Origin of the sequence: Marinobacter sp. (genome assembly GCF_041690455.1) — a bacterium.
GTDB lineage: Bacteria > Pseudomonadota > Gammaproteobacteria > Pseudomonadales > Oleiphilaceae > Marinobacter.
Map to the genome: position 1 here is coordinate 26722 of NZ_JAWLHI010000035.1, position 17025 is coordinate 43746.

Sequence of the window (17025 nt, forward strand, 5' to 3'; positions counted from 1 at the left end):
TTATGGATATTGGTACCAGGGCAGCTGGAAATGAGGCCCATCCTTGAAAGTATCCCAGTCACCGCCCCACTCGATAGGCACGCCAAGCTCCTCAGCGGCCTGTTTCATCGCATCAGCGATCTTGTAATACAGTGGCCAGTCCCAGCGCACACCGCCGGTAACCCAGGCACCCAGATCCACCGCATGGCCAGTCAGGTGCCGGCTGTTCATGGTGGTGGATGCGCCAGAGTCGAACAGTTCCTTCTGGCGAGACCTGGAACGCAGACCTTCCAGAACCGTGAAATCTACATCAGTGATCTGGATGGCCCGCTCAACCACAGAAAAGAGATCGTTATGCACGCCAGAAAGCCTGGCCAGTGATCGGCTGCTCAGCTTGAAGCCCATAACGCTCTCCCAGAATTGGAAAACAGCCCGAGACAACAAAACTCGGGCAAAGGTCCCGGCATGTTGGACCGTAGAGACACTTCCGATGATCAGAACCGCAGCCGGCCAAACCCACCAAAACCCCAAAAGAAAAACCCGGCCATCGCTGACCGGGTTTTAAGGGCTCTTTTGGTGTTCAGCCATACTTCTGCGACTGTACGTGATTCAGGCTATATTCGTGCATGCACAAAGTCAATCTACTTTAGTATTTTTTAATCTGCTTACTGGAAGAGCCGACCATCCACCCAGGCCTCCGCACTGCGCAAGAGCACCCGCACCTTCTCCCGGCTCATTTTCACTTCCAGGCCAATCATCGAATAGTCCCAGCGCCGAACGTAGTAGGCCAGCACCACCTTACCCAGGTCTGGCTCACGCTTCTTCAGGCAGGCCACCGCCCGGTCCACCGCCAGGGCCTCGTCATCCGGCACCGTACAGCCACCCACACCAGCCGTGAGCTGAACCGCCGCATAGCCTGAGTTAACCCCACCACTGCGAACCCACATGCCCCAGTCCTGCAGTCTCCGCCTTGTTTCATCCAGCATAGCTGTCTCCATTTTCCGGTTTTTTGATTATGTGCAGGGTATGTGCAGGGTTAGTTTTCAACCCTGCACATGTTTAGACCTACTCTCCCAACGCATGTGCAGGGTGTGCAGGGTGTGCATGGTTATTTGCCTCACGCGCGAGAATTTTTTTATTAGGGCCTTACCGGCCCACACACAACGCACGTATTACACACGCGCACGTGCGCGAGAAACCCTGCACACCCTGCATACCCTGCACATCCGTTCTGCCCCATGGCCTGAACGTGTGCAGGGTTGGTTTTCAACCCTGCACATACCCTGCACATCTCTGCACGCAGTTAACCCAGGCATCAGTCCAACTCCATTTTTGCGGTCTTGCGCCGGAACTCTTCCACGCAACTACCCAGCACATCCATTTTCGGCTTCTCTGGAGGGGGTTCATTAACCACAAACATCATGGACTGGTATTTCACGCCCTTGATCTTGAACCACTCTCTGGACTTCTCCAGCCGGCTTGAAAAGATCGTAATCAGCTTCGTCTCAGTGAGCGGCCGGTTGCCGGTTTCGTTACACCAGCGCCGGTAATACAGGTAGAGATCCCGAGTGGTACAGCTGATGAAAGGCGCTTCCAGGTCTCCGGCTTCCCAGTCCCGAAAGAACACCTCAAAGTTCGGCAGGCTGAACTCAATCACACGCTGCCTGGCAATCGTGTCCAGAGGTTTGGTATGGGGCGAAAAATCACCCAAGGGATAATCCAGCAGCAGCTGGTAGAAGGCCGCCGGCCCACCGTTGGCCAGCTCGAAAGACACTCGGTTCTGCAGCTCCGTACTCAGCGTGCCCTTGGGCCAAACCACCAGGAAGCGCCGATCAGAAGGCTCCAACGGGAACGGCTGGATCTCATTACTGAGAAACACCCCGTTCATGTGGTTGGCTTCCTCCCAGCCGCTCACGAACTTCCGTTCAATGCGCTGGGTCTGCCCCGTGATCATGTGCTTGATGGTGCCCATCTGGTTGTGCTTCTCTGATCGGGAAAGCACTTCCTCAAAAACCGCATACAACAACCGGCTACGCCAATCCGTGTACTGGGATTCCAGCTGATGCTGGCCAAGGATCGCTGCATACCGCCCGTAGATCATCCGCATCACTTCGCCGAAGAACAGCGATTTACCACTGCCGTGCACATCCGAATGGAACAGCAGTGCCGTATCCAGCTTGGCACCCACGTTCTGAAGCGGGTACGCCAGCCACCTCACCACCCAATCGATGGTTTCCTGATCGTGGTTGCACAGGTGGCACAACAGATCAAAGATGCCCTTACACTTCTGGTACTTCTCAGCCTTGGCCATCTCATCCGGTACCAGGGGAATACCGGTGAAGGTATTGATGGTGGTTTCCGTATCGGCCTGCTGGGTAGGGTCAAAAACAATGTTGTCCTGGTCGATCACCTTCCGCCTGCGATGTTCCATCCAGCGCGTGTAATCGTTTGGCATGTAGGCCTTCAGCGCCTCCAGCGGTACCACATCCTGCCGCTGCTTATCCCAGGCATTCTTTGTGGGATAGATGTAAACGAACCGCTCAATCATCCGGAATAGAGGATCGTTCGAGGCATCCTTCTGCTGCTGCCCGTTCACCTCCACCCAGGTCATCGTTCGCCGGTTCGGGTGCTTCATCCAGGCATTGAACAGCTCATTGCCCATGGTGGCCTTCATCCCGGCCTGCTTGTACACATTCTGCTGATGCGAGTCATAGACCTTCGTTTCACCATGGATCAACGCATAACGTTGCAGGGCCTTCTGAAGGCTATCGCCCTCCCCCGCACCCCCTGAATCAGAGGGGGCCAGGGGAGATTCATTCCCCGGGGAATCATTGCTGGCAGGCCCGGCCTCGATAGCAGCCATCACCTGATGGCGAACCGCTTCAAGCCCTTGCGCCTTATGCAGATCGTTAAAGTCAGTCAACGCCATCGGCAGCCTCCGCAAATTCCGGAACCACCCAAACACCGTTCACAGCCTTGGCCGCCTCTTCTGCCTTCAACCGGCCCGGGTTCTTGCCGATGCGTTTCTCAGTCTCTTTGTCTTCATCCCCGGCTATACAGATCCGGGCTGTAGGGAAGAACTGGCGAAGCACTTTCGCCACGGGCACCAGGTTGCCGGAATCAAAGGCCACCGCAACCGCCAGGCCGGTGGCCATGTGCACGCTGGCACCCGTGGCGTAGCCCTCCACGATTACAACCGGGCACTCTGCCTCGGGAATCTCGGTAAGCCAGTGAAAAGAACCCTCTTTCGGCGTGCCGGTGAGGAAGGTTTTCTCACCATCCTCCGCAATCCACTGCAGGCTCACCAGGTCCAACGCGAACAGCTGGGGGCCATCGCAGGCAACGGGCTTGTAAACAGGGACAACCACACTACCCCGGCTGTAACGAAGCCCGAAGGAAGCAACACCTTTGGCAGCCAGGTACTTGCTGGGCCCTTCCTGTGGCAGCTTGCTCCAGATGCGCTGTGCCCGCTCCTTACAGGCTTTGGCCGCAGCCTCTGCCTCTTTGCGGGCCTTCTCCTGAGCCTGCTTTCGCTTGCGCTGGTACTCTTTCCTGTCCTCTTCAGTCAGCGAACCGGCAGGCATACCCACCTTGCGCTTTTCATCAGCCTTGTAATTGCCAAAGGCACCCGCCAGGCCAATGCCACCAGAGTTCAACCGGAACTCGTGAACGACATACCAGCCGGATTTATTCTTGCCTTTGTCGGGGCGGGGATAAGTGACAGGAACCCGGACCAGCTTGCCCGAGGTATCGATGGAGTCGACCAGGAGGCCGAGATCGCGCATCTGGGTGAGCACCGCATCAATATCCATTGCGGCCTCCGCAATCGTGAAAAGGTGACATGGAAAGAGCCCTCGATCCAGTATCTTGTTGGTTACTTATGCAACTGAGTGTTCTTTGGAATGATCAGGGGCAACACCGAACACATCGGGCCGCATTTCGTAACGCGTAACCGCGCCATCTGACGCCCGCTCCAGTTCAATGCAGTGTTCGGAAGGGACCCGCTTCCAATAGTTCAACGCAGGCGGAGAAATGCCACAGATTTCAGCAACTTTGCGCTTGGTTTTTATGTTGGGATGAGCTTTCAGTTTTTCGAAGATCGTGTCGAGGTGCATCGCTCCGGTCTCGCAGAACTTAATTTAATTAAGTCGAGCTTAACCCCGTTGCTGTGCATTGACAAGGTAAGAATTTACTTTTGCGCCATGAGCACACATGAAGATTTTCTTAATCGGCTTAACGAAGCCATCAAAGACGGCGACGCCAAACAGGTTCGCATCGCAGAGTATTGCGATGTATCTGAACAGGCAGTTGCCAGGTGGAAACGCACCGGCCAGATCAGCAAAGAGAACTTGATAGCCCTCAGTGAAATCAGCGGTTATCGCTATCTCTGGATCAAAGATGGCGAGGAACCAAAGCGCATAGCCTCAGTCAGCAAAAACCGCAGCGAATACATGAAGGCCGAAAACACCAAGGTCTACTACGCGAGGGACACAGAACAGTCAGACGACGTTGAGCAGCTGGTTGAGGCCATACGAAAAGCGCACGCCAATAGAGTCCTTAGCGATCAGGCGATCACTCACCTGACCAGCTTCATCAACGCACTCAACAACCGGCGCTGAACAATCCCAAAAAAACGGAGCAGAAAATGGACCTTCTCACCGTGTTAATTATCCTTGCAGTCCTGATAGCCGTGTTTGGATCAGCCAAAGGCAAAGGCCGAAAAAAGTCACGATCCAGTACCACACGCAGCAGTACCAGGAAGCCCGCCAAACGAATCGCAGATCGCGAACCAAAGCCAGACCCCTATTCTATCCTCTACGATCACTGGAAAAGGATTGAACAGAAAGAGGTAGCGGTGCCTGCCTGGTACCATGACCCCGTAACCGAGCATCAACTGGCGCGGCTGAAGGATGACGGTATTAAGCTACCAGGCCGCCCGATTTCAAAAGGTCAGGCTTCTGATCTGATCGGGCTGGGTGAACCGCCGGATCCTGGCCAATTTGAAATGCTGAAATTCTTCAAAGTGTCCGGCCTTGCACTGAAGCACAGCTCCATAGCCGCGATTGAGATTGACCGCCTTCTAAGCGATCCGGAAAAAGCAAAGAAATGGATCAACAGACCAGCTACCCCCATCCAGAAAGAGTACTACCGCTATTTTGGCATCCCTGTGCCAAAAGGACTCACTGCATCAGAGGCAGAAGAGAGGATCGGCTCGGATGATCTGACTGACGAGCAAAATGACGAATGGTTTGCCTACTCTGAATTGATTGAAGAGCTTCAGGATAAGGATTTCCGTGAAGATTACGACCTGAAGAAGCCTTCCCTCCCTGTTATCCGTCAGGCAATCCAGCAGCACCTTGCGCAAGGCGAGAAGCTGGACGACCTGATAGCAGAAGATCTTGTCGACACAATTCTCTCCATAAAACCCGACCTCGAAAAAGCTTAACCAAACCGGATTAAGTTTTTATAAATCTACTTGACTAACCCCTAAATCGGGGTTAAGTTTGCCTTAATCTTAATCTAATTAAGGCGAACTAAATGGACACCTTCACCGCCACCGAATTCACAGCCTGCAACAAAGACAACCTCTTCACGAAGAGCCAGTTGGAAACGCTTGCCTGGATGGCGGAAGGGAAAGAGAACTTCGCCATCGGCCTGCTACGCGGCCACGGCGAACCCGGTGCCAAGAAGCTCACCTGCCAGGTAATGCACAAACTCCAGTGCAACAACCGCTGCCTGGCCGTCTCCCGCGCCTTCGCTTTGGGTTACCTCAAGGCCGCAGCCGCCACCCGTAAAGCCGCCGATGCCGCCAGGAACAACGCCGCCAAGGCCATTGCCGGCGTGCTGATTGTGATCAGCGGCATCACCGCCGGCACCGGCACCAGTGATTCATTCCTCAGAACAGCCAGCAGCCGCAGCCAGGGCGTGCACCGCGTGCGCTGGGAAGAAGTCCTGCCGGCCAACCACGGGGGCGCCAATTCATGAGCCAGCAAACCACCCCACTCTACGAAGCCGCCCGCATGCTCAACCTCGGGCCGCAAAAACTTTACCGGGCATTGCGTCACCGCAAGGTGCTGGACAACAACAACCTGCCCTATCGCAGCTACGTGCAGCAGGGCCTGTTCACCAGCGAGCTCAAATCCTACGAGCACCCAACGCTGGGCCCGAAAACCTACGCCACGCCACAAGTCACCGACAAAGGCATCCGCTGGCTGGCAGAACAGTTCGAAGTGGAAATCACCGAAGCCTCCAACAACACAGCCCCTGAAGGAGCAACGCACTAATGCATTCCGAAAACCGCCCCACAGCCCAACAGCTACTCGCCAGCTGGCAACTCATCTGGCAACGCAAGCTCAACGGCAAGCCGGAAGAAATGAAAGAGGCCATCGCCAGCCACGTGAACCTGTTTCCGAAGGGCAACCAGGCCGAAACGGAGGCACGCACCCGGCGAACCGTCGCAGCTTACAGCGGAGACCCCGCCGCCATCCGCGCATTGATCCAGCGCGGCAAAGCCACCCTGCGCACCGTGTGAGGCAACAGCCATGGCAACCGTGAACTTCCCAGACAACACCCCGGTAGCGGACCTCAAGCAGGCCCTGGCCGCCGTTGGCAAAAGCCTGCAGTACCGCCCGGGGCCCAACAGCAAACCCCAACCGGAGGACGTGCCCCATGGCTACAACCGCCGCACTGCTCATCTTCAGCCTGTTCCTGGTCTGGCTGATTAAACACGCAACCATTGAAAGGACGCACCACGATGACATCACCGATGGCACAACACACAAGCGCGAAACCCTCTGGCTCTGCATTCCCTTCGCAGGGCGCAAGCGCCGGGTTCGGCTCCATGAGCACACCTTCACAGCTCACGGCCCTGGACGGCCGCCTGCGCTGGCTGGATCTCAACACCCGAGCGCCTGTTGTCAATCGTGCCCTGAACACCATGTTCTCCGCCGCTATGCAGGACGGCACCGACGCCAACCGCGCCGGTCGTTTTTTGCTGAGCCTATGGAGTCCAGACCAGTACCCCCTGGACCTGAATGACCTGGGCTATTTCGATCGCGAACTCAACTACGCCTGCCGTCACCTGGCGAACTTCATCATCGCCTGCCAGGTGAGCTTCCGGCAGCTGGTCACCCAAAGCGATATGGAACCCATCATCGCCGCCTGGGGAGAAGAGCACCCATGAACACCGCCGCCAAGCAACCAGAGCTCACCTTCGAGGAGCTGCAACAGGCTTACGAAGAGCAGAGCCAGGCACTGAATGAACTGGTGGTCCACTTCGATCGCACCGTGGCGCACCTGGAACACGCCACCAGGCTGATCGCCAAACAGGGCCAACAGCAGGGCGAAGCCATCGGCTGGCTGCGAGACATTCGCCACGCCGCCGGAGCCACCGGCCCGGACATCAGCCATCAGGACCTGTGCCGAATCATCCAGGACCTACGCCGCCGCGCGTTCGTGAACGAAGCCACGCAGATGCGGAGGGCCCACTGATGGCCCGCGCCTGCATGACCAAAACCCACAACCTGGCAGCGCTGATGCGCCTGTCCGATCTGGAGCTCCGGATAGAGATCCAGACAGCCGCCACGGCTGACCCCCTACAGGGCCTGCACCTGTGCCACGAACTGCTGAATGCCGAGCAGTACTACCCCACCCGCCGGGGCCTCAACCAACTGGTGGGCCGGGAGGTAGAGCGCATTGGCCAACACCTCACCCAGAAACCGGAGAACATAAAGTGAGCAACCAGAACCGGGGCACCGACCTGCCCGAATTCATCAACGATCTGGACGGTGGCGTGTTCGCCGAAAAGGTCTCCCGCGCCTTGAGCGATGTGGCCGCCGGAGTGGTCGACCACAACAAGGCCGGCGAAGTAACCCTCAAGTTCAAGATCGAACGCATCGGCAACAGCTACCGCGTTGGCATCAAACACACCATCGATTACGAAGTGCCCGAAGCCAACGGCAGCTACCGCCAGAAGAACACCACCGAAAGCGTGATGCACGTGAATAAGGGTGGCCGCATAACCGTCTGGCCGGAGGACCAGCACCAGCTGCTGACCAAAACCGGCGAGCCAAACCCACAGGATCAGGAGTAATCCATGAGTCTCGAACAAGAACTCAACAACACGCTGGCCACCGTGCTGCGAAACATCCAGGCCGAAACCATCCAGCGTTTCATCCAGGAACAGACCGATGGAACGGTGGCGGCCCTGCCCGTGGGCGTAACCGTCAACGATCTGGAGCAGTACCTGGAACAGCGACGCCGGTATCGCGGGTCTATGACCACCAGCCTCATCGCTGAGTTCGTGGAGTACGTGACCGCCACAACCGAGGACTACGGATGGGTGCCGGCGGCTGGGGATTTTCCCTGCTTTGTCAGCCCCTCGACCATGAGCGCAAAGACCTTCTTCAACCTGGGTGATGCCGAAAACCCGGGCCATGGTGACCACCACGCGAATCTCCATCTGGAGAAAACCGAAGCCTTCAAGCAGCTGCTGGAAACCAACGGCCGCAAGTTCGACCAGAAGAACCTCGCCGAATGGCTGGAAGACTGGAAAGACCACCTGGAAGCAATCGCCGAGGATGGCACCAAAAGCATCCCTCTAGCCGCAGCCGTCTCAGCAGTGCGCCGGATCACCATCGGCACCAAGGCAGAAGCCACCAGCGAAACCCGATCACTCAGCACCCACCAGAGCGCCATGGCGGAAGTGGAAGCCAGGAACAAAGACCAGTTCCCCTGCTTCCTGAAATTCACCTGCGAACCCTACCAGGGCCTTGAAGAACGCACTTTCACCGTACGCCTCAGCCTGATCACCAGCGAAAATCCCATGATCAGCGCCCGAATCGTGCGCCTTGAAACCGCCCAAGAGGAAATGGCCCAGGAACTGGAAGAAAAACTCCGCACCGGCTTTGAAGACACCCCCGTGAAAACCTTCGTGGGCAGCTTCAACCCCGGCAAATAAACCAACCGCGCCCCACGGGGCGCATCTGAGAGGGCTTTCGCCGAGAGCCCTGCCAGATGCCACAGAGGAAGTTACTTATGAAAATTCTGCGAAGACAAGAAGTGTCAGAACGAGTCGGCCTTAAGACCACAGCGCTCTACGAAATGATCAACCGAGGTGAGTTTCCGAGACCTATGAAGCTCTCGGAAAGGGCAGTTGGTTGGCTGGAATCCGACATTGACGAATGGATTCAGTCACGAATTGAACACCGCGATCTGACTGCACTGGAGGAATCAGATCAAAACCTGTGGACCACGGTTAATGCAGCGCTGGATTCCAGCCAGAGAAAGCAGGCGAATCAACTTTTGTTTGAGCTGCATTCAATTCGCCGAGCTTTTGCGGCCTACACGAACGCGAACTCAGGTATCGAATGCCAGTTAGCGCAGCGCCTGAAGAAACTGACAGACAAATTCCCCAACCATCTTGAGGACTGATCATGGACCTGAAACAACACGCCGCTGAATTAGCCAGATTCTGGCTCCACGACAACGCGGTAATTATCGACACAGAGACCACCGGCCTTACCGAGACAGACGAGATCGTAGAGATCAGCGTCATCAACTGCCATGGCAACACCCTGCTGGATACGTTGGTGCGCCCTGCCGGCGAGATCAACCCAGCGGCACAGGCCGTGCACGGCATCACCCTGGCAGAGACCGCCGATTCCCCTACGTTTGACCAGGTGCTGCCAGAGCTGCTGTGCGTCATCCAGGGCAAAACCGTGGTGATGTACAACTCATCCTACGATGCCCGCCTCATCCAGCAGAGCGCCATGAAACGCGGCTGCATCGCGCCAACCCTTTACCCGCACTGCGCGATGAAAACCTACGCCAAGTTTTACGGCCAATGGGACGACTACCGCGAAAACTGGAAATGGCAATCGCTCGACAAAGCCGCCCGCCAGTGCGGAGTCACCGTAGACGGCAACGCTCACCGCGCCCTCACCGATTGCCACACCACCCTCGGCGTGATCAAAGCCATGGCCGCCTACCACCCGGCAGCGGCCTGAACCAGGAGAACAAAACCATGGAACAGATTCAGGACCCAATCTACAACGGCAACGTCACCGTCCGCTGCACCGCAGAGGAATACGAAGCCAGGCAGCGCCAGAAACAGGCAGAGTCACAGCAGCGCTACCAGAACAACCCCCAGGCCGCCGCCACCAAGCTCTACCAGATCGCCCGGGGCGACACCGGCGGAGGCCGCGCAGCCAGCGCCCTGCTGCTCTCCCTCTGGAACAACAACTACGTGGCCAACCTGCGCGACGTTATCTGCAGCCTCGACATCGACAACACCGAAGCCGCGATCGCCCTGCTGGCCACACTCGGCCCGGGCCACCACCTGGAACGCTACCTCACCCAGGAACAGATCATCGAAATCATCGATGTGTGGGGCGACATGCACGAGCGCCGGAGGGCCTGAGCGTGACCACAGAACAGATTAGCCGTCAGGACTTTGAAGAGGCCCTGCGCGAAGACGAGATTCAGCAGCCCAAGCCAGAGCCTACCGGGCCCCAGGTATTTGCTCAGGCTGAGGGGTATCTCAACAAATACCTCGGCAGCAGCGCAGCTGACTGTGCATCCACGCTTGATTGCGCTGTAGCCAATCACCCGGAGACCACCCTTGTGGAAATCGTCCACTGCCTGATGGTGATGAACCACAAGCGCATCGAAAGAAAAGCGCACCGGACCGCCATGCTCAAGGCCGCGCGCAAGGCATTGAACAAGATTGGAGAGCTCCCCCATGGGACAGAAAACCGGAATTGAGTGGACCGAATCCACCTGGAACCCGATCCGTGGCTGTTCCCGAGTCAGCGAAGGCTGCCGCAACTGCTACGCGGAAACCGTAGCCAACCGGTTCAAGGGGCGAGGTGAACCCTATGAGGGCCTGATCGCCAAGGGCGGCCAGTGGAATGGAGAGGTGAAACTGGTCGAGCACAAGCTCGATGAGCCATGCCGATGGAGCAAGCCGCGAATGATATTCGTGAACAGCATGAGCGATCTGTTTCACCCCGCTGTCTCATTCGAAACCATCGCTGGCATTTTCGGAATCATGGCCGCAGCCTCCTGGCATACCTTCCAGGTGCTAACCAAGCGGCCAGAACGAATGCTGGAATTCTTCCAGTGGATCGAAGAGCACCCGGAGCGCAAAGACTTCGACAACCCTCAAGCGCGAACCCAACTTGGAAACAATCACTGGATTCCCTTCTTCCTTGCTCAAAAGGCATCCGAACTTTTGCCTGATAATGGCGCGGGCTTAACCGTCGACATCAAGGGGTGTTGGCCCCTGGATAACGTATGGCTTGGTGTGAGCGTTGAAGACCAAGCAACCGCGAACTTGCGCATACCGCAGCTCCTCGAAACTCCGGCTGCTGTTCGGTGGATCAGTGCAGAGCCTTTGCTAGGTCCGATTATCCTGGACGACTTTCTTTTTCGTGGCGATCACAGCTTACGTGAAACGGATCCAATGGCGGCCGCGATGCTTGCTGAATCTGTGGCAGATGGTCATGGATGGATACGGCCAGCGCTTGATTGGGTGGTTGTTGGCGGGGAATCCGGTCCAGGTGCAAGACCTATGCACCCCGAGTGGGCCCGATATCTCCGCGATCGATGCCAAGCCGCTGAGGTTCCATTCCTGTTCAAACAGTGGGGTGAATTTCTTCCCGACAACCAGAACAGAAAAATGACGGGGCCCTTCGATCCGAACGGGGCGATTCGAGTCGGCAAGAAATCTGCCGGGCGCATGCTCGATGGCCGCACCTGGGATGAATACCCGGAGCCAGCCCAATGACCACCGAACGCCAACCCTACCGCCCGCAGCCAGACGAGTGGGAAGAGGCAGTCACCATGCTCTGCTTCCAGTGCGCCCGCATGAGCAGCTGCTCTCTGATCGACCAGATGATTGAGTGCAAGGATGGCGGAGATTGGCCCACTGGCGGCTGGGTAACTGATCCCGGTGCCGGCATCAGCTGCCTGAGCTATCAAACGCGACCGCTCAAACAGCTGCAGCCGTCAGAGATCCGGGCAATCGCTGCAACCAACCCAGCCACATGCCAAGGCTGTGCCGCCCGCAAAGGCACAGACGCCAGCCAGTCACTGCACACCCGCCGAGACTTCACCACCGCCGTGCGCCTGCCTGGCCTGTTTGTGTGCCATGAAGATCCGGAAGGAAAACGCCCGTGTGGAGGCTGGTGCAACTCAGTGGTGGCACGTATGGAACACCAGGAGGCTGCATCATGAGCACGAACACCAGGCCGATCCTGCTCAATTGCGAAATGGTCCGCGCCATTCTGGAAGGCCGGAAGACTCAGACACGGCGTGTAGCGACTAACGTCTACTACGATTCGCAATATCGAGCCAAATGGAAGGCGGTCTGCAAGCACACAGAAGTCTCAATCGACACCCCGGGCGCGATGCTTGGCGATGTCTGCCCATACGGCCAGCCAGGTGACCGGCTGTGGGTGCGCGAGACATGGGCAGACGCCTCTTATGACGATGGTCTTTGCATTTGCTATCGCGCTGACAAAGAACGAAAGGACGTTACCTCGAATTTCGCAGCAACCTTTGGGCGTTTGAAATATGCGAACTGGGCACCCGATCTGGAGTCTGGCGCCGAGGGTCGGTGGAAGCCCTCCATCCACATGCCCCGCTGGGCTAGCCGGATCACGCTGGAGATCACCAATGTTCGGGTGGAGCGCTTGCAGGACATCAGCGAAGCAGATGCCAAGGCGGAGGGTGTGATTGGCGAGAAGGAAGCAGCCGGTGCCGGACTGGCATGGTACGACAAGCCGCGCCGGGCGTTTCAGTTTCTGTGGCAATCCATCAACGGCCCCGATTCATGGGAAGCCAACCCCTGGGTATGGGTAATCGAATTCAAACGAATCCCCCAGGAGGCCACCTCATGATCACCGCCCGCCTCAACCGACTCCTAAAAGCCTACCGCATCGCCAAGCAACTATTCGGCGAAGCCAACCAGGGCCGCGTTGTTCCCGGCCCGGTGTTCCGCTGGTGCCACAAAGTGCGCATGGCGGTCTGGGCCGAGATCAACCTCGTCAGGCGCTTCATCCCCCACATCCGAGCCGCCAACCTCAAACAGGAGAAAGCCATGACATACCGAACCGAAGTAAACGACGCCGGCGAATCCCCCTCAGCCAGCAGCCGCCGGCAAGACGACAAGGCCATGAAGGACATCATCAGCGCCCTGCAGGACGGCGCCCACCTGCGCATCCACACCAAAGTGCGCCGCGCCGCCATCGAAGGCCTGCCAGACAAAGACTTCCGCAACGGCCGAACCATCAGCGCCCACCGCTGCAAGAAGCTGGCAAAGGAAGGGATCATCCGCGAAGTCGCCATGGACCGCTACGCCTTCAACCCAGACCTGGAACTGGAGGCCCTGTGATGGACAACAAAACAGCACGGCAGGATCTGGAGACTGTGCTCCGGGTGGAAGACCTGGCACTGGGATCGATCCGCAAGCTTCGGGTGATTCAGGATTGGTTGAGGGCTGAGGCTGCCGTCGCACAACAGGCACCAGACCAAACACCGGCGGCCCGTTGGCGGGAAGCAGGAGAGCCCGACCCTCACGACGGCAAGTACGAAGGTGAGCGGGCTTCATTGTGCAAAGGCGATATGACAGATGACGAGCTCGCCAACGAAGTTTACCTCTACCCAAACATTGGGAACCTGACCGCCGCAAAAGAACGGATCCGCTGGCTGTCGAGAAAGCTGGAAACAGACCGCCCAGCCAAGCCCCAAAGCAAGATTCCGGTTGGCTGGCCTACTCCTGAAATGGTTCTGGCTTACAACGTCCATGGAACCAATTTTCCAGCAGAACCACTGCCGGAAGGCCCTCCCAGGAACCTCGATGTTGAGGCGTTCAGGGCCGCTCTCTGTGCTGCACCAACCAACACATCCGAAGCGGAGCCCTTCCAAGATCGCGCTGCACCTTGGCTGCTCGAATGTTTCGGCGAAATGATTGCCCGGGACAAGGAAGAGCGGAATCACCGGTTTCTGGAAGAGGCTCTGGAACTGGTCCAAGCATGCGATTGCACCGCTGACGAAGCCCACAAGCTGGTTGACTATGTGTTCGGCAGACCCGCTGGCGAGAAGTCTCAGGAAGTCGGCGGTGTACACGTAACTCTCGCTGCCCTCTGCCTGGCTCAGGACATCGATGGCCAGGCCGCTGCCGAAGCCGAGCTTTCACGAATCACCCAGCCGGAAATGGTGGAGCGCATCCGGGAAAAGCAGAAGCGAAAGCCGTCGATGAGCCCGCTCCCTGGAGTCTACCCAGAAAGACCATCAGCGCCAGCCGATAGGGGAGCCGAGTGATGGCCAAAGCAATAGCAAGAATCTGCGATATGCGAGATGGAAAAGCTCTGCAGCTCTTCGTTGAAGATGATGGTGATGTGATTGTTTCGGTAATACCCGAAGGAGGTATCTACTCAAAAGGCGTGCAGTTCTGCATGTCTGGCAGCCAATCCCGAAGAACCGTCATGGCATTACACGAGCTCTTCGAGGCAATGCAAGAAGATGAAAAAGATCTACCACAAAGAGCTGGCATGAGAGTTGATGATCACGAGGACTCAGACAATGGCTGAGCAATGTCAGACCCAGTCGGTTTACGCCAGCGGCCACATGAAACAGAGCGCCCTTTTCGGCGAAGACGTTGTGCTGACAACCGATATGTCTGTCCTGCTCCAGCTGTTCACCAACTACCGGGGCTACGACATTGCACAGGATTTCTTTGGCCTCAGCCATAGGTATCACAGCGTCTTCACCCACCCGGACAAACTCCCGAAAAGCAGCTGGAGTGAGGCCCGAGTGTTGGCCGCAATCAGGAAGTGCGAAGAAGCCGATCTGATTGTCGAGCGCGAATATAATTGCGGCCACCGATGGACCATTACCACACGCGGAATTGCAGCCAGGCGGGCAGCTCAATCGGTGAAAAGAGGACTTACAAGATGAGTGCATCTACCAATGAAAAAGACTGCCCCACCTGCGGCCATCCAATGCAGTGGAAGAACCTGAAAACGGATCGGTGCCTCATGTGCAACCCGTATCCGGAAGACAGTCCTTCAGCGGCATTAATGAATCCAGCGATATCCGCCGAGCTTTTATCCGAGAACCGGAAACTACGGCAGCGAATCACCGAACTGGAGAAGGTCGCCACCGATGTCCGACGCGATCTCATGCTCCGAGCAGAACCAGACTGGGACGGCAGCGGCCAGAAGGTAGTGAACCTTAGTGCCAGCATCTGGGATGAGCTGAACCGAGTACTGGATATCAAAGGCAACAGGCGGGAAGGCAAGGAAGAAACCTGCACCTACCCAGACTGCCAGTGCCCCTTCGACATGGGCCCAGACCACCAGTGCCTGAAAGGCCTGCCTGTAATTCGCAAGTAGCGAGGAACCAATCATGAGCGCTGCAGAGAAAATCGAACAGATGCCCGTTCAACGCGGCAAGTGGGTGCGCGATCGCCTGTTAATGCCTATCTTCGGCATCACACCAGAGATGGCCCGCAAGTACCGGGAACGCGGTGTGTGGCTGGAAGACAAGCATTGGCGGTTTGACCCCCTCCGCCGCGTCGTATACAACCCCTCAGAGATCGAAAATTGGTTTGAGGGCAAAATGTGACACTACCCAAAGGGCTCGAAAAATTGCCGAGGGGCGTTGAGATCCATGGCAAACAGATACGGATATCGTTCACTTTCGCTGGCAAGCGGTGCCGAGAACCGGTGCCAGGTGTGGCCAAAATCTCAAAGGCCAACATCGCCTACGCCGAGAACAAGCGCCGGCTGATCCTTACTGAGATCAAAGAGGGCCGATTTGATTACGCCACCCACTTTCCCAATTCAAAGAATGCCGCCAGGTTCTCAGGCTGGGGCGGTCCAGATATGGGTCGCCTTGTTACCGATGGCGTGAAAGAGTGGCTGGCTGTTCAACAGAAACGAAAGGCCACCAGCACCTACCGGGGCTACAAGTCAAAGGCCCAATCGGTTCTGGATAAATGGCCTCACCGTCGCATCGCAGATATTCCCAAGTCTGAAATTGAACTCTTCCAGGCAGAACTTCTCGGGCGGGGACTGAGCCCGAAAACCGTCAACGATACCTTCACCGTAATTCGCGGTGTGTGGGCCACGGCTTTTGAAGACGGCATCATTCGCACCAACCCACTGGACAGAATCGCCAACGCAGAGCGGGATGAAATCAAAGACTACGCCGATCCGTTCACGCTGAGAGAGCTCGAACGCATCCAGGGTGTGAAAACAATGCGACAGCAAGACATCAACATGATCATGTTCGCCTGCTGGTGCGGCCTATCGGTTTCCGAGCTGATCGCTCTATCATGGGATGATGTGGACACGGTGGAATGGGTGATTCATGTGCGCCGGGCGCGGGTGGATGGCCAGTTCAAGGTGCCGAAAGAGCGTGCTCGGGTTCGCAGGGTTGAGCTGATTGAGCCGGCAAAGTACTGGCTGAAGCGCCAACAAGCAGCAAGCTTTATGCTCCCGCCTATGATTATTCAGGTGAAACAGCGGGACAACGTAACCATCAAAGATGACACGCTACGCCTGGTATTCCGGAACGGCCTCAGCAATCTGGCCTGGAACGATGCCAGCCTTCGCCGCTGGTTCAAGGGCCACCTGTCCAGGGCAAAAGTCCGGCACCGCGGCCCGAACCAATGCCGCCACACCTTCGCCAGCCAGATGCTTTCCAACTTTGTCAGCATGGAATGGGTAGCCAGGCAGCTGGGCCATACCGACACCACAATGGTGAAAAAGCACTATGGCCGCTGGATTCACACCGACACGCCAAATATGGCAGACCAGGTGTCGAAAATGCTCGGCTATGACACGGACAAAGGCGGACAAAAAACCCCGGATTCTGCCCCAATTTTGCCCCAAAAATAAAAAAGCCCCGACTTTCTATAAGAAAATCAGGGCTCTGGTATGGCGGAGAGGGAGGGATTCGAACCCCCATACACAGCAGGACATAAAAGGACAATGCTGTAAAATCAGATTGTTATGAAAATTCCACCGGACATAAGCG

The 17025-nt window shown here is 57.0% G+C and carries 30 protein-coding genes; 25 read left to right on the forward strand and 5 right to left on the reverse strand.

Features of this window, described 5'->3' with window-relative positions; all coding sequences use genetic code 11:
- From ACESMW_RS10320 to ACESMW_RS10340, 5 genes are all read right to left on the reverse strand, one after another.
- Nucleotides 1-384 (reverse strand): M15 family metallopeptidase, encoded by a 384-nt coding sequence (locus tag ACESMW_RS10320; RefSeq protein WP_372986955.1) that lies wholly within the window; start codon nucleotides 382-384, stop codon nucleotides 1-3.
- 260 nt (nucleotides 385-644) lie between these two features.
- The gene (locus ACESMW_RS10325) at nucleotides 645-965 is read right to left on the reverse strand and encodes an antiterminator Q family protein (RefSeq protein ID WP_372986956.1); all 321 of its coding nucleotides are present in this window, start codon (nucleotides 963-965) and stop codon (nucleotides 645-647) included.
- Nucleotides 966-1294: 329 nt separating this feature from the next.
- The gene (locus ACESMW_RS10330) at nucleotides 1295-2908 is read right to left on the reverse strand and encodes a DUF5906 domain-containing protein (protein WP_372986958.1); all 1614 of its coding nucleotides are present in this window, start codon (nucleotides 2906-2908) and stop codon (nucleotides 1295-1297) included.
- The gene (locus tag ACESMW_RS10335) at nucleotides 2895-3791 is read right to left on the reverse strand and encodes a toprim domain-containing protein (RefSeq protein WP_372986960.1); all 897 of its coding nucleotides are present in this window, start codon (nucleotides 3789-3791) and stop codon (nucleotides 2895-2897) included. The genes ACESMW_RS10330 and ACESMW_RS10335 overlap by 14 nt, the downstream gene beginning before the upstream one ends.
- Nucleotides 3792-3857: 66 nt before the next feature.
- Nucleotides 3858-4094 (reverse strand): YdaS family helix-turn-helix protein, encoded by a 237-nt coding sequence (locus tag ACESMW_RS10340; RefSeq protein WP_014577335.1) that lies wholly within the window; start codon nucleotides 4092-4094, stop codon nucleotides 3858-3860.
- An 87-nt stretch (nucleotides 4095-4181) separates the two neighbouring features.
- On the opposite strand from ACESMW_RS10340, the gene ACESMW_RS10345 reads away from it, so the two are divergent.
- The 25 genes from ACESMW_RS10345 (at nucleotide 4182) to ACESMW_RS10465 (ending at nucleotide 16886) form a co-directional block, all read left to right on the forward strand.
- Nucleotides 4182-4598, forward strand: a complete 417-nt coding sequence (locus tag ACESMW_RS10345; RefSeq protein ID WP_372986961.1) for a hypothetical protein — start codon at nucleotides 4182-4184, stop codon at nucleotides 4596-4598.
- Between the two features lie 26 nt (nucleotides 4599-4624).
- A complete protein-coding gene (locus ACESMW_RS10350) occupies nucleotides 4625-5425 on the forward strand; it encodes a hypothetical protein (protein WP_372986962.1) in 801 nt (266 codons plus the stop codon).
- 92 nt (nucleotides 5426-5517) lie between these two features.
- Entirely contained in the window at nucleotides 5518-5964 is a 447-nt protein-coding gene (locus tag ACESMW_RS10355; RefSeq protein ID WP_372986963.1) for a helix-turn-helix transcriptional regulator, read from the forward strand.
- A complete protein-coding gene (locus ACESMW_RS10360; protein WP_372986964.1) occupies nucleotides 5961-6263 on the forward strand; it encodes a phage antirepressor KilAC domain-containing protein in 303 nt (100 codons plus the stop codon). Before ACESMW_RS10355 ends, ACESMW_RS10360 begins: the two co-directional genes overlap by 4 nt.
- Nucleotides 6263-6511, forward strand: coding sequence for a hypothetical protein (locus tag ACESMW_RS10365; RefSeq protein ID WP_372986965.1), 249 nt, complete (start codon nucleotides 6263-6265; stop codon nucleotides 6509-6511). The genes ACESMW_RS10360 and ACESMW_RS10365 overlap by 1 nt, the downstream gene beginning before the upstream one ends.
- 10 nt (nucleotides 6512-6521) lie before the next feature.
- Nucleotides 6522-6704 carry a hypothetical protein gene (locus ACESMW_RS10370; protein WP_372986966.1) on the forward strand — a complete coding sequence of 61 codons (183 nt, stop codon included), beginning with the start codon at nucleotides 6522-6524 and terminating at the stop codon, nucleotides 6702-6704.
- A 116-nt stretch (nucleotides 6705-6820) separates the two neighbouring features.
- Nucleotides 6821-7162 (forward strand): hypothetical protein, encoded by a 342-nt coding sequence (locus ACESMW_RS10375; RefSeq protein WP_372986967.1) that lies wholly within the window; start codon nucleotides 6821-6823, stop codon nucleotides 7160-7162.
- Nucleotides 7159-7470, forward strand: coding sequence for a hypothetical protein (locus tag ACESMW_RS10380; protein WP_372986968.1), 312 nt, complete (start codon nucleotides 7159-7161; stop codon nucleotides 7468-7470). Before ACESMW_RS10375 ends, ACESMW_RS10380 begins: the two co-directional genes overlap by 4 nt.
- On the forward strand, nucleotides 7470-7715 hold the full coding sequence (locus ACESMW_RS10385) for a hypothetical protein (protein ID WP_372986970.1): 246 nt from the start codon (nucleotides 7470-7472) through the stop codon (nucleotides 7713-7715). Before ACESMW_RS10380 ends, ACESMW_RS10385 begins: the two co-directional genes overlap by 1 nt.
- Entirely contained in the window at nucleotides 7712-8071 is a 360-nt protein-coding gene (locus ACESMW_RS10390) for a hypothetical protein (protein ID WP_372986971.1), read from the forward strand. The genes ACESMW_RS10385 and ACESMW_RS10390 overlap by 4 nt, the downstream gene beginning before the upstream one ends.
- A 3-nt stretch (nucleotides 8072-8074) precedes the next feature.
- Nucleotides 8075-8938, forward strand: coding sequence for a DUF2303 family protein (locus ACESMW_RS10395; RefSeq protein WP_372986972.1), 864 nt, complete (start codon nucleotides 8075-8077; stop codon nucleotides 8936-8938).
- Nucleotides 8939-9015: 77 nt separating this feature from the next.
- Nucleotides 9016-9411 (forward strand): helix-turn-helix transcriptional regulator, encoded by a 396-nt coding sequence (locus tag ACESMW_RS10400; protein ID WP_372986974.1) that lies wholly within the window; start codon nucleotides 9016-9018, stop codon nucleotides 9409-9411.
- Nucleotides 9412-9413: 2 nt separating this feature from the next.
- A complete protein-coding gene (locus ACESMW_RS10405) occupies nucleotides 9414-9986 on the forward strand; it encodes an exonuclease domain-containing protein (protein ID WP_372986976.1) in 573 nt (190 codons plus the stop codon).
- Between the two features lie 17 nt (nucleotides 9987-10003).
- On the forward strand, nucleotides 10004-10399 hold the full coding sequence (locus ACESMW_RS10410; protein WP_372986977.1) for a hypothetical protein: 396 nt from the start codon (nucleotides 10004-10006) through the stop codon (nucleotides 10397-10399).
- Nucleotides 10400-10401: 2 nt separating this feature from the next.
- Nucleotides 10402-10743 (forward strand): hypothetical protein, encoded by a 342-nt coding sequence (locus tag ACESMW_RS10415; protein ID WP_372986979.1) that lies wholly within the window; start codon nucleotides 10402-10404, stop codon nucleotides 10741-10743.
- Nucleotides 10721-11767 (forward strand): DUF5131 family protein, encoded by a 1047-nt coding sequence (locus ACESMW_RS10420; protein ID WP_372986980.1) that lies wholly within the window; start codon nucleotides 10721-10723, stop codon nucleotides 11765-11767. Before ACESMW_RS10415 ends, ACESMW_RS10420 begins: the two co-directional genes overlap by 23 nt.
- Nucleotides 11764-12216, forward strand: coding sequence for a hypothetical protein (locus tag ACESMW_RS10425; protein ID WP_372986981.1), 453 nt, complete (start codon nucleotides 11764-11766; stop codon nucleotides 12214-12216). Before ACESMW_RS10420 ends, ACESMW_RS10425 begins: the two co-directional genes overlap by 4 nt.
- A complete protein-coding gene (locus tag ACESMW_RS10430; RefSeq protein WP_372986982.1) occupies nucleotides 12213-12881 on the forward strand; it encodes a hypothetical protein in 669 nt (222 codons plus the stop codon). Before ACESMW_RS10425 ends, ACESMW_RS10430 begins: the two co-directional genes overlap by 4 nt.
- Nucleotides 12878-13375: a hypothetical protein gene (locus ACESMW_RS10435; RefSeq protein ID WP_219495804.1), complete on the forward strand. Its 498-nt coding sequence runs from the start codon at nucleotides 12878-12880 to the stop codon at nucleotides 13373-13375. The genes ACESMW_RS10430 and ACESMW_RS10435 overlap by 4 nt, the downstream gene beginning before the upstream one ends.
- Nucleotides 13375-14304 (forward strand): hypothetical protein, encoded by a 930-nt coding sequence (locus ACESMW_RS10440; RefSeq protein ID WP_372986983.1) that lies wholly within the window; start codon nucleotides 13375-13377, stop codon nucleotides 14302-14304. Before ACESMW_RS10435 ends, ACESMW_RS10440 begins: the two co-directional genes overlap by 1 nt.
- Nucleotides 14304-14573: a hypothetical protein gene (locus ACESMW_RS10445; protein WP_372986984.1), complete on the forward strand. Its 270-nt coding sequence runs from the start codon at nucleotides 14304-14306 to the stop codon at nucleotides 14571-14573. Before ACESMW_RS10440 ends, ACESMW_RS10445 begins: the two co-directional genes overlap by 1 nt.
- Nucleotides 14566-14940, forward strand: a complete 375-nt coding sequence (locus tag ACESMW_RS10450) for a hypothetical protein (RefSeq protein ID WP_372986985.1) — start codon at nucleotides 14566-14568, stop codon at nucleotides 14938-14940. Before ACESMW_RS10445 ends, ACESMW_RS10450 begins: the two co-directional genes overlap by 8 nt.
- Complete coding sequence (locus ACESMW_RS10455; protein WP_372986986.1) at nucleotides 14937-15377, forward strand: hypothetical protein; 441 nt, start codon at nucleotides 14937-14939, stop codon at nucleotides 15375-15377. Before ACESMW_RS10450 ends, ACESMW_RS10455 begins: the two co-directional genes overlap by 4 nt.
- A gap of 13 nt (nucleotides 15378-15390) precedes the next feature.
- Nucleotides 15391-15609 carry a DNA-binding protein gene (locus ACESMW_RS10460; RefSeq protein ID WP_372986987.1) on the forward strand — a complete coding sequence of 73 codons (219 nt, stop codon included), beginning with the start codon at nucleotides 15391-15393 and terminating at the stop codon, nucleotides 15607-15609.
- A complete protein-coding gene (locus ACESMW_RS10465) occupies nucleotides 15606-16886 on the forward strand; it encodes an Arm DNA-binding domain-containing protein (protein WP_372986988.1) in 1281 nt (426 codons plus the stop codon). The genes ACESMW_RS10460 and ACESMW_RS10465 overlap by 4 nt, the downstream gene beginning before the upstream one ends.
- Nucleotides 16887-17025: the final 139 nt, after the last annotated feature.

Excerpts from the sequence above, each read along its gene's own strand:
- ACESMW_RS10325 (WP_372986956.1), bottom strand. The coding sequence starts at position 965 with ATGCTGGATGAAACAAGGCGGAGACTGCAGGACTGGGGCATGTGGGTT.
- ACESMW_RS10450 (WP_372986985.1), top strand. The coding sequence starts at position 14,566 with ATGGCTGAGCAATGTCAGACCCAGTCGGTTTACGCCAGCGGCCACATG.
- ACESMW_RS10365 (WP_372986965.1), top strand. The coding sequence starts at position 6,263 with ATGCATTCCGAAAACCGCCCCACAGCCCAACAGCTACTCGCCAGCTGG.
- ACESMW_RS10440 (WP_372986983.1), top strand. The coding sequence starts at position 13,375 with ATGGACAACAAAACAGCACGGCAGGATCTGGAGACTGTGCTCCGGGTG.
- ACESMW_RS10355 (WP_372986963.1), top strand. The coding sequence starts at position 5,518 with ATGGACACCTTCACCGCCACCGAATTCACAGCCTGCAACAAAGACAAC.
- ACESMW_RS10425 (WP_372986981.1), top strand. The coding sequence starts at position 11,764 with ATGACCACCGAACGCCAACCCTACCGCCCGCAGCCAGACGAGTGGGAA.
- ACESMW_RS10370 (WP_372986966.1), top strand. The coding sequence starts at position 6,522 with ATGGCAACCGTGAACTTCCCAGACAACACCCCGGTAGCGGACCTCAAG.
- ACESMW_RS10445 (WP_372986984.1), top strand. The coding sequence starts at position 14,304 with ATGGCCAAAGCAATAGCAAGAATCTGCGATATGCGAGATGGAAAAGCT.
- ACESMW_RS10375 (WP_372986967.1), top strand. The coding sequence starts at position 6,821 with ATGAGCACACCTTCACAGCTCACGGCCCTGGACGGCCGCCTGCGCTGG.
- ACESMW_RS10350 (WP_372986962.1), top strand. The coding sequence starts at position 4,625 with ATGGACCTTCTCACCGTGTTAATTATCCTTGCAGTCCTGATAGCCGTG.
- ACESMW_RS10330 (WP_372986958.1), bottom strand. The coding sequence starts at position 2,908 with ATGGCGTTGACTGACTTTAACGATCTGCATAAGGCGCAAGGGCTTGAA.
- ACESMW_RS10385 (WP_372986970.1), top strand. The coding sequence starts at position 7,470 with ATGGCCCGCGCCTGCATGACCAAAACCCACAACCTGGCAGCGCTGATG.
- ACESMW_RS10320 (WP_372986955.1), bottom strand. The coding sequence starts at position 384 with ATGGGCTTCAAGCTGAGCAGCCGATCACTGGCCAGGCTTTCTGGCGTG.
- ACESMW_RS10410 (WP_372986977.1), top strand. The coding sequence starts at position 10,004 with ATGGAACAGATTCAGGACCCAATCTACAACGGCAACGTCACCGTCCGC.
- ACESMW_RS10360 (WP_372986964.1), top strand. The coding sequence starts at position 5,961 with ATGAGCCAGCAAACCACCCCACTCTACGAAGCCGCCCGCATGCTCAAC.
- ACESMW_RS10335 (WP_372986960.1), bottom strand. The coding sequence starts at position 3,791 with ATGGATATTGATGCGGTGCTCACCCAGATGCGCGATCTCGGCCTCCTG.
- ACESMW_RS10400 (WP_372986974.1), top strand. The coding sequence starts at position 9,016 with ATGAAAATTCTGCGAAGACAAGAAGTGTCAGAACGAGTCGGCCTTAAG.
- ACESMW_RS10420 (WP_372986980.1), top strand. The coding sequence starts at position 10,721 with ATGGGACAGAAAACCGGAATTGAGTGGACCGAATCCACCTGGAACCCG.
- ACESMW_RS10460 (WP_372986987.1), top strand. The coding sequence starts at position 15,391 with ATGAGCGCTGCAGAGAAAATCGAACAGATGCCCGTTCAACGCGGCAAG.
- ACESMW_RS10345 (WP_372986961.1), top strand. The coding sequence starts at position 4,182 with ATGAGCACACATGAAGATTTTCTTAATCGGCTTAACGAAGCCATCAAA.
- ACESMW_RS10340 (WP_014577335.1), bottom strand. The coding sequence starts at position 4,094 with ATGCACCTCGACACGATCTTCGAAAAACTGAAAGCTCATCCCAACATA.
- ACESMW_RS10405 (WP_372986976.1), top strand. The coding sequence starts at position 9,414 with ATGGACCTGAAACAACACGCCGCTGAATTAGCCAGATTCTGGCTCCAC.
- ACESMW_RS10395 (WP_372986972.1), top strand. The coding sequence starts at position 8,075 with ATGAGTCTCGAACAAGAACTCAACAACACGCTGGCCACCGTGCTGCGA.
- ACESMW_RS10435 (WP_219495804.1), top strand. The coding sequence starts at position 12,878 with ATGATCACCGCCCGCCTCAACCGACTCCTAAAAGCCTACCGCATCGCC.
- ACESMW_RS10380 (WP_372986968.1), top strand. The coding sequence starts at position 7,159 with ATGAACACCGCCGCCAAGCAACCAGAGCTCACCTTCGAGGAGCTGCAA.
- ACESMW_RS10430 (WP_372986982.1), top strand. The coding sequence starts at position 12,213 with ATGAGCACGAACACCAGGCCGATCCTGCTCAATTGCGAAATGGTCCGC.
- ACESMW_RS10455 (WP_372986986.1), top strand. The coding sequence starts at position 14,937 with ATGAGTGCATCTACCAATGAAAAAGACTGCCCCACCTGCGGCCATCCA.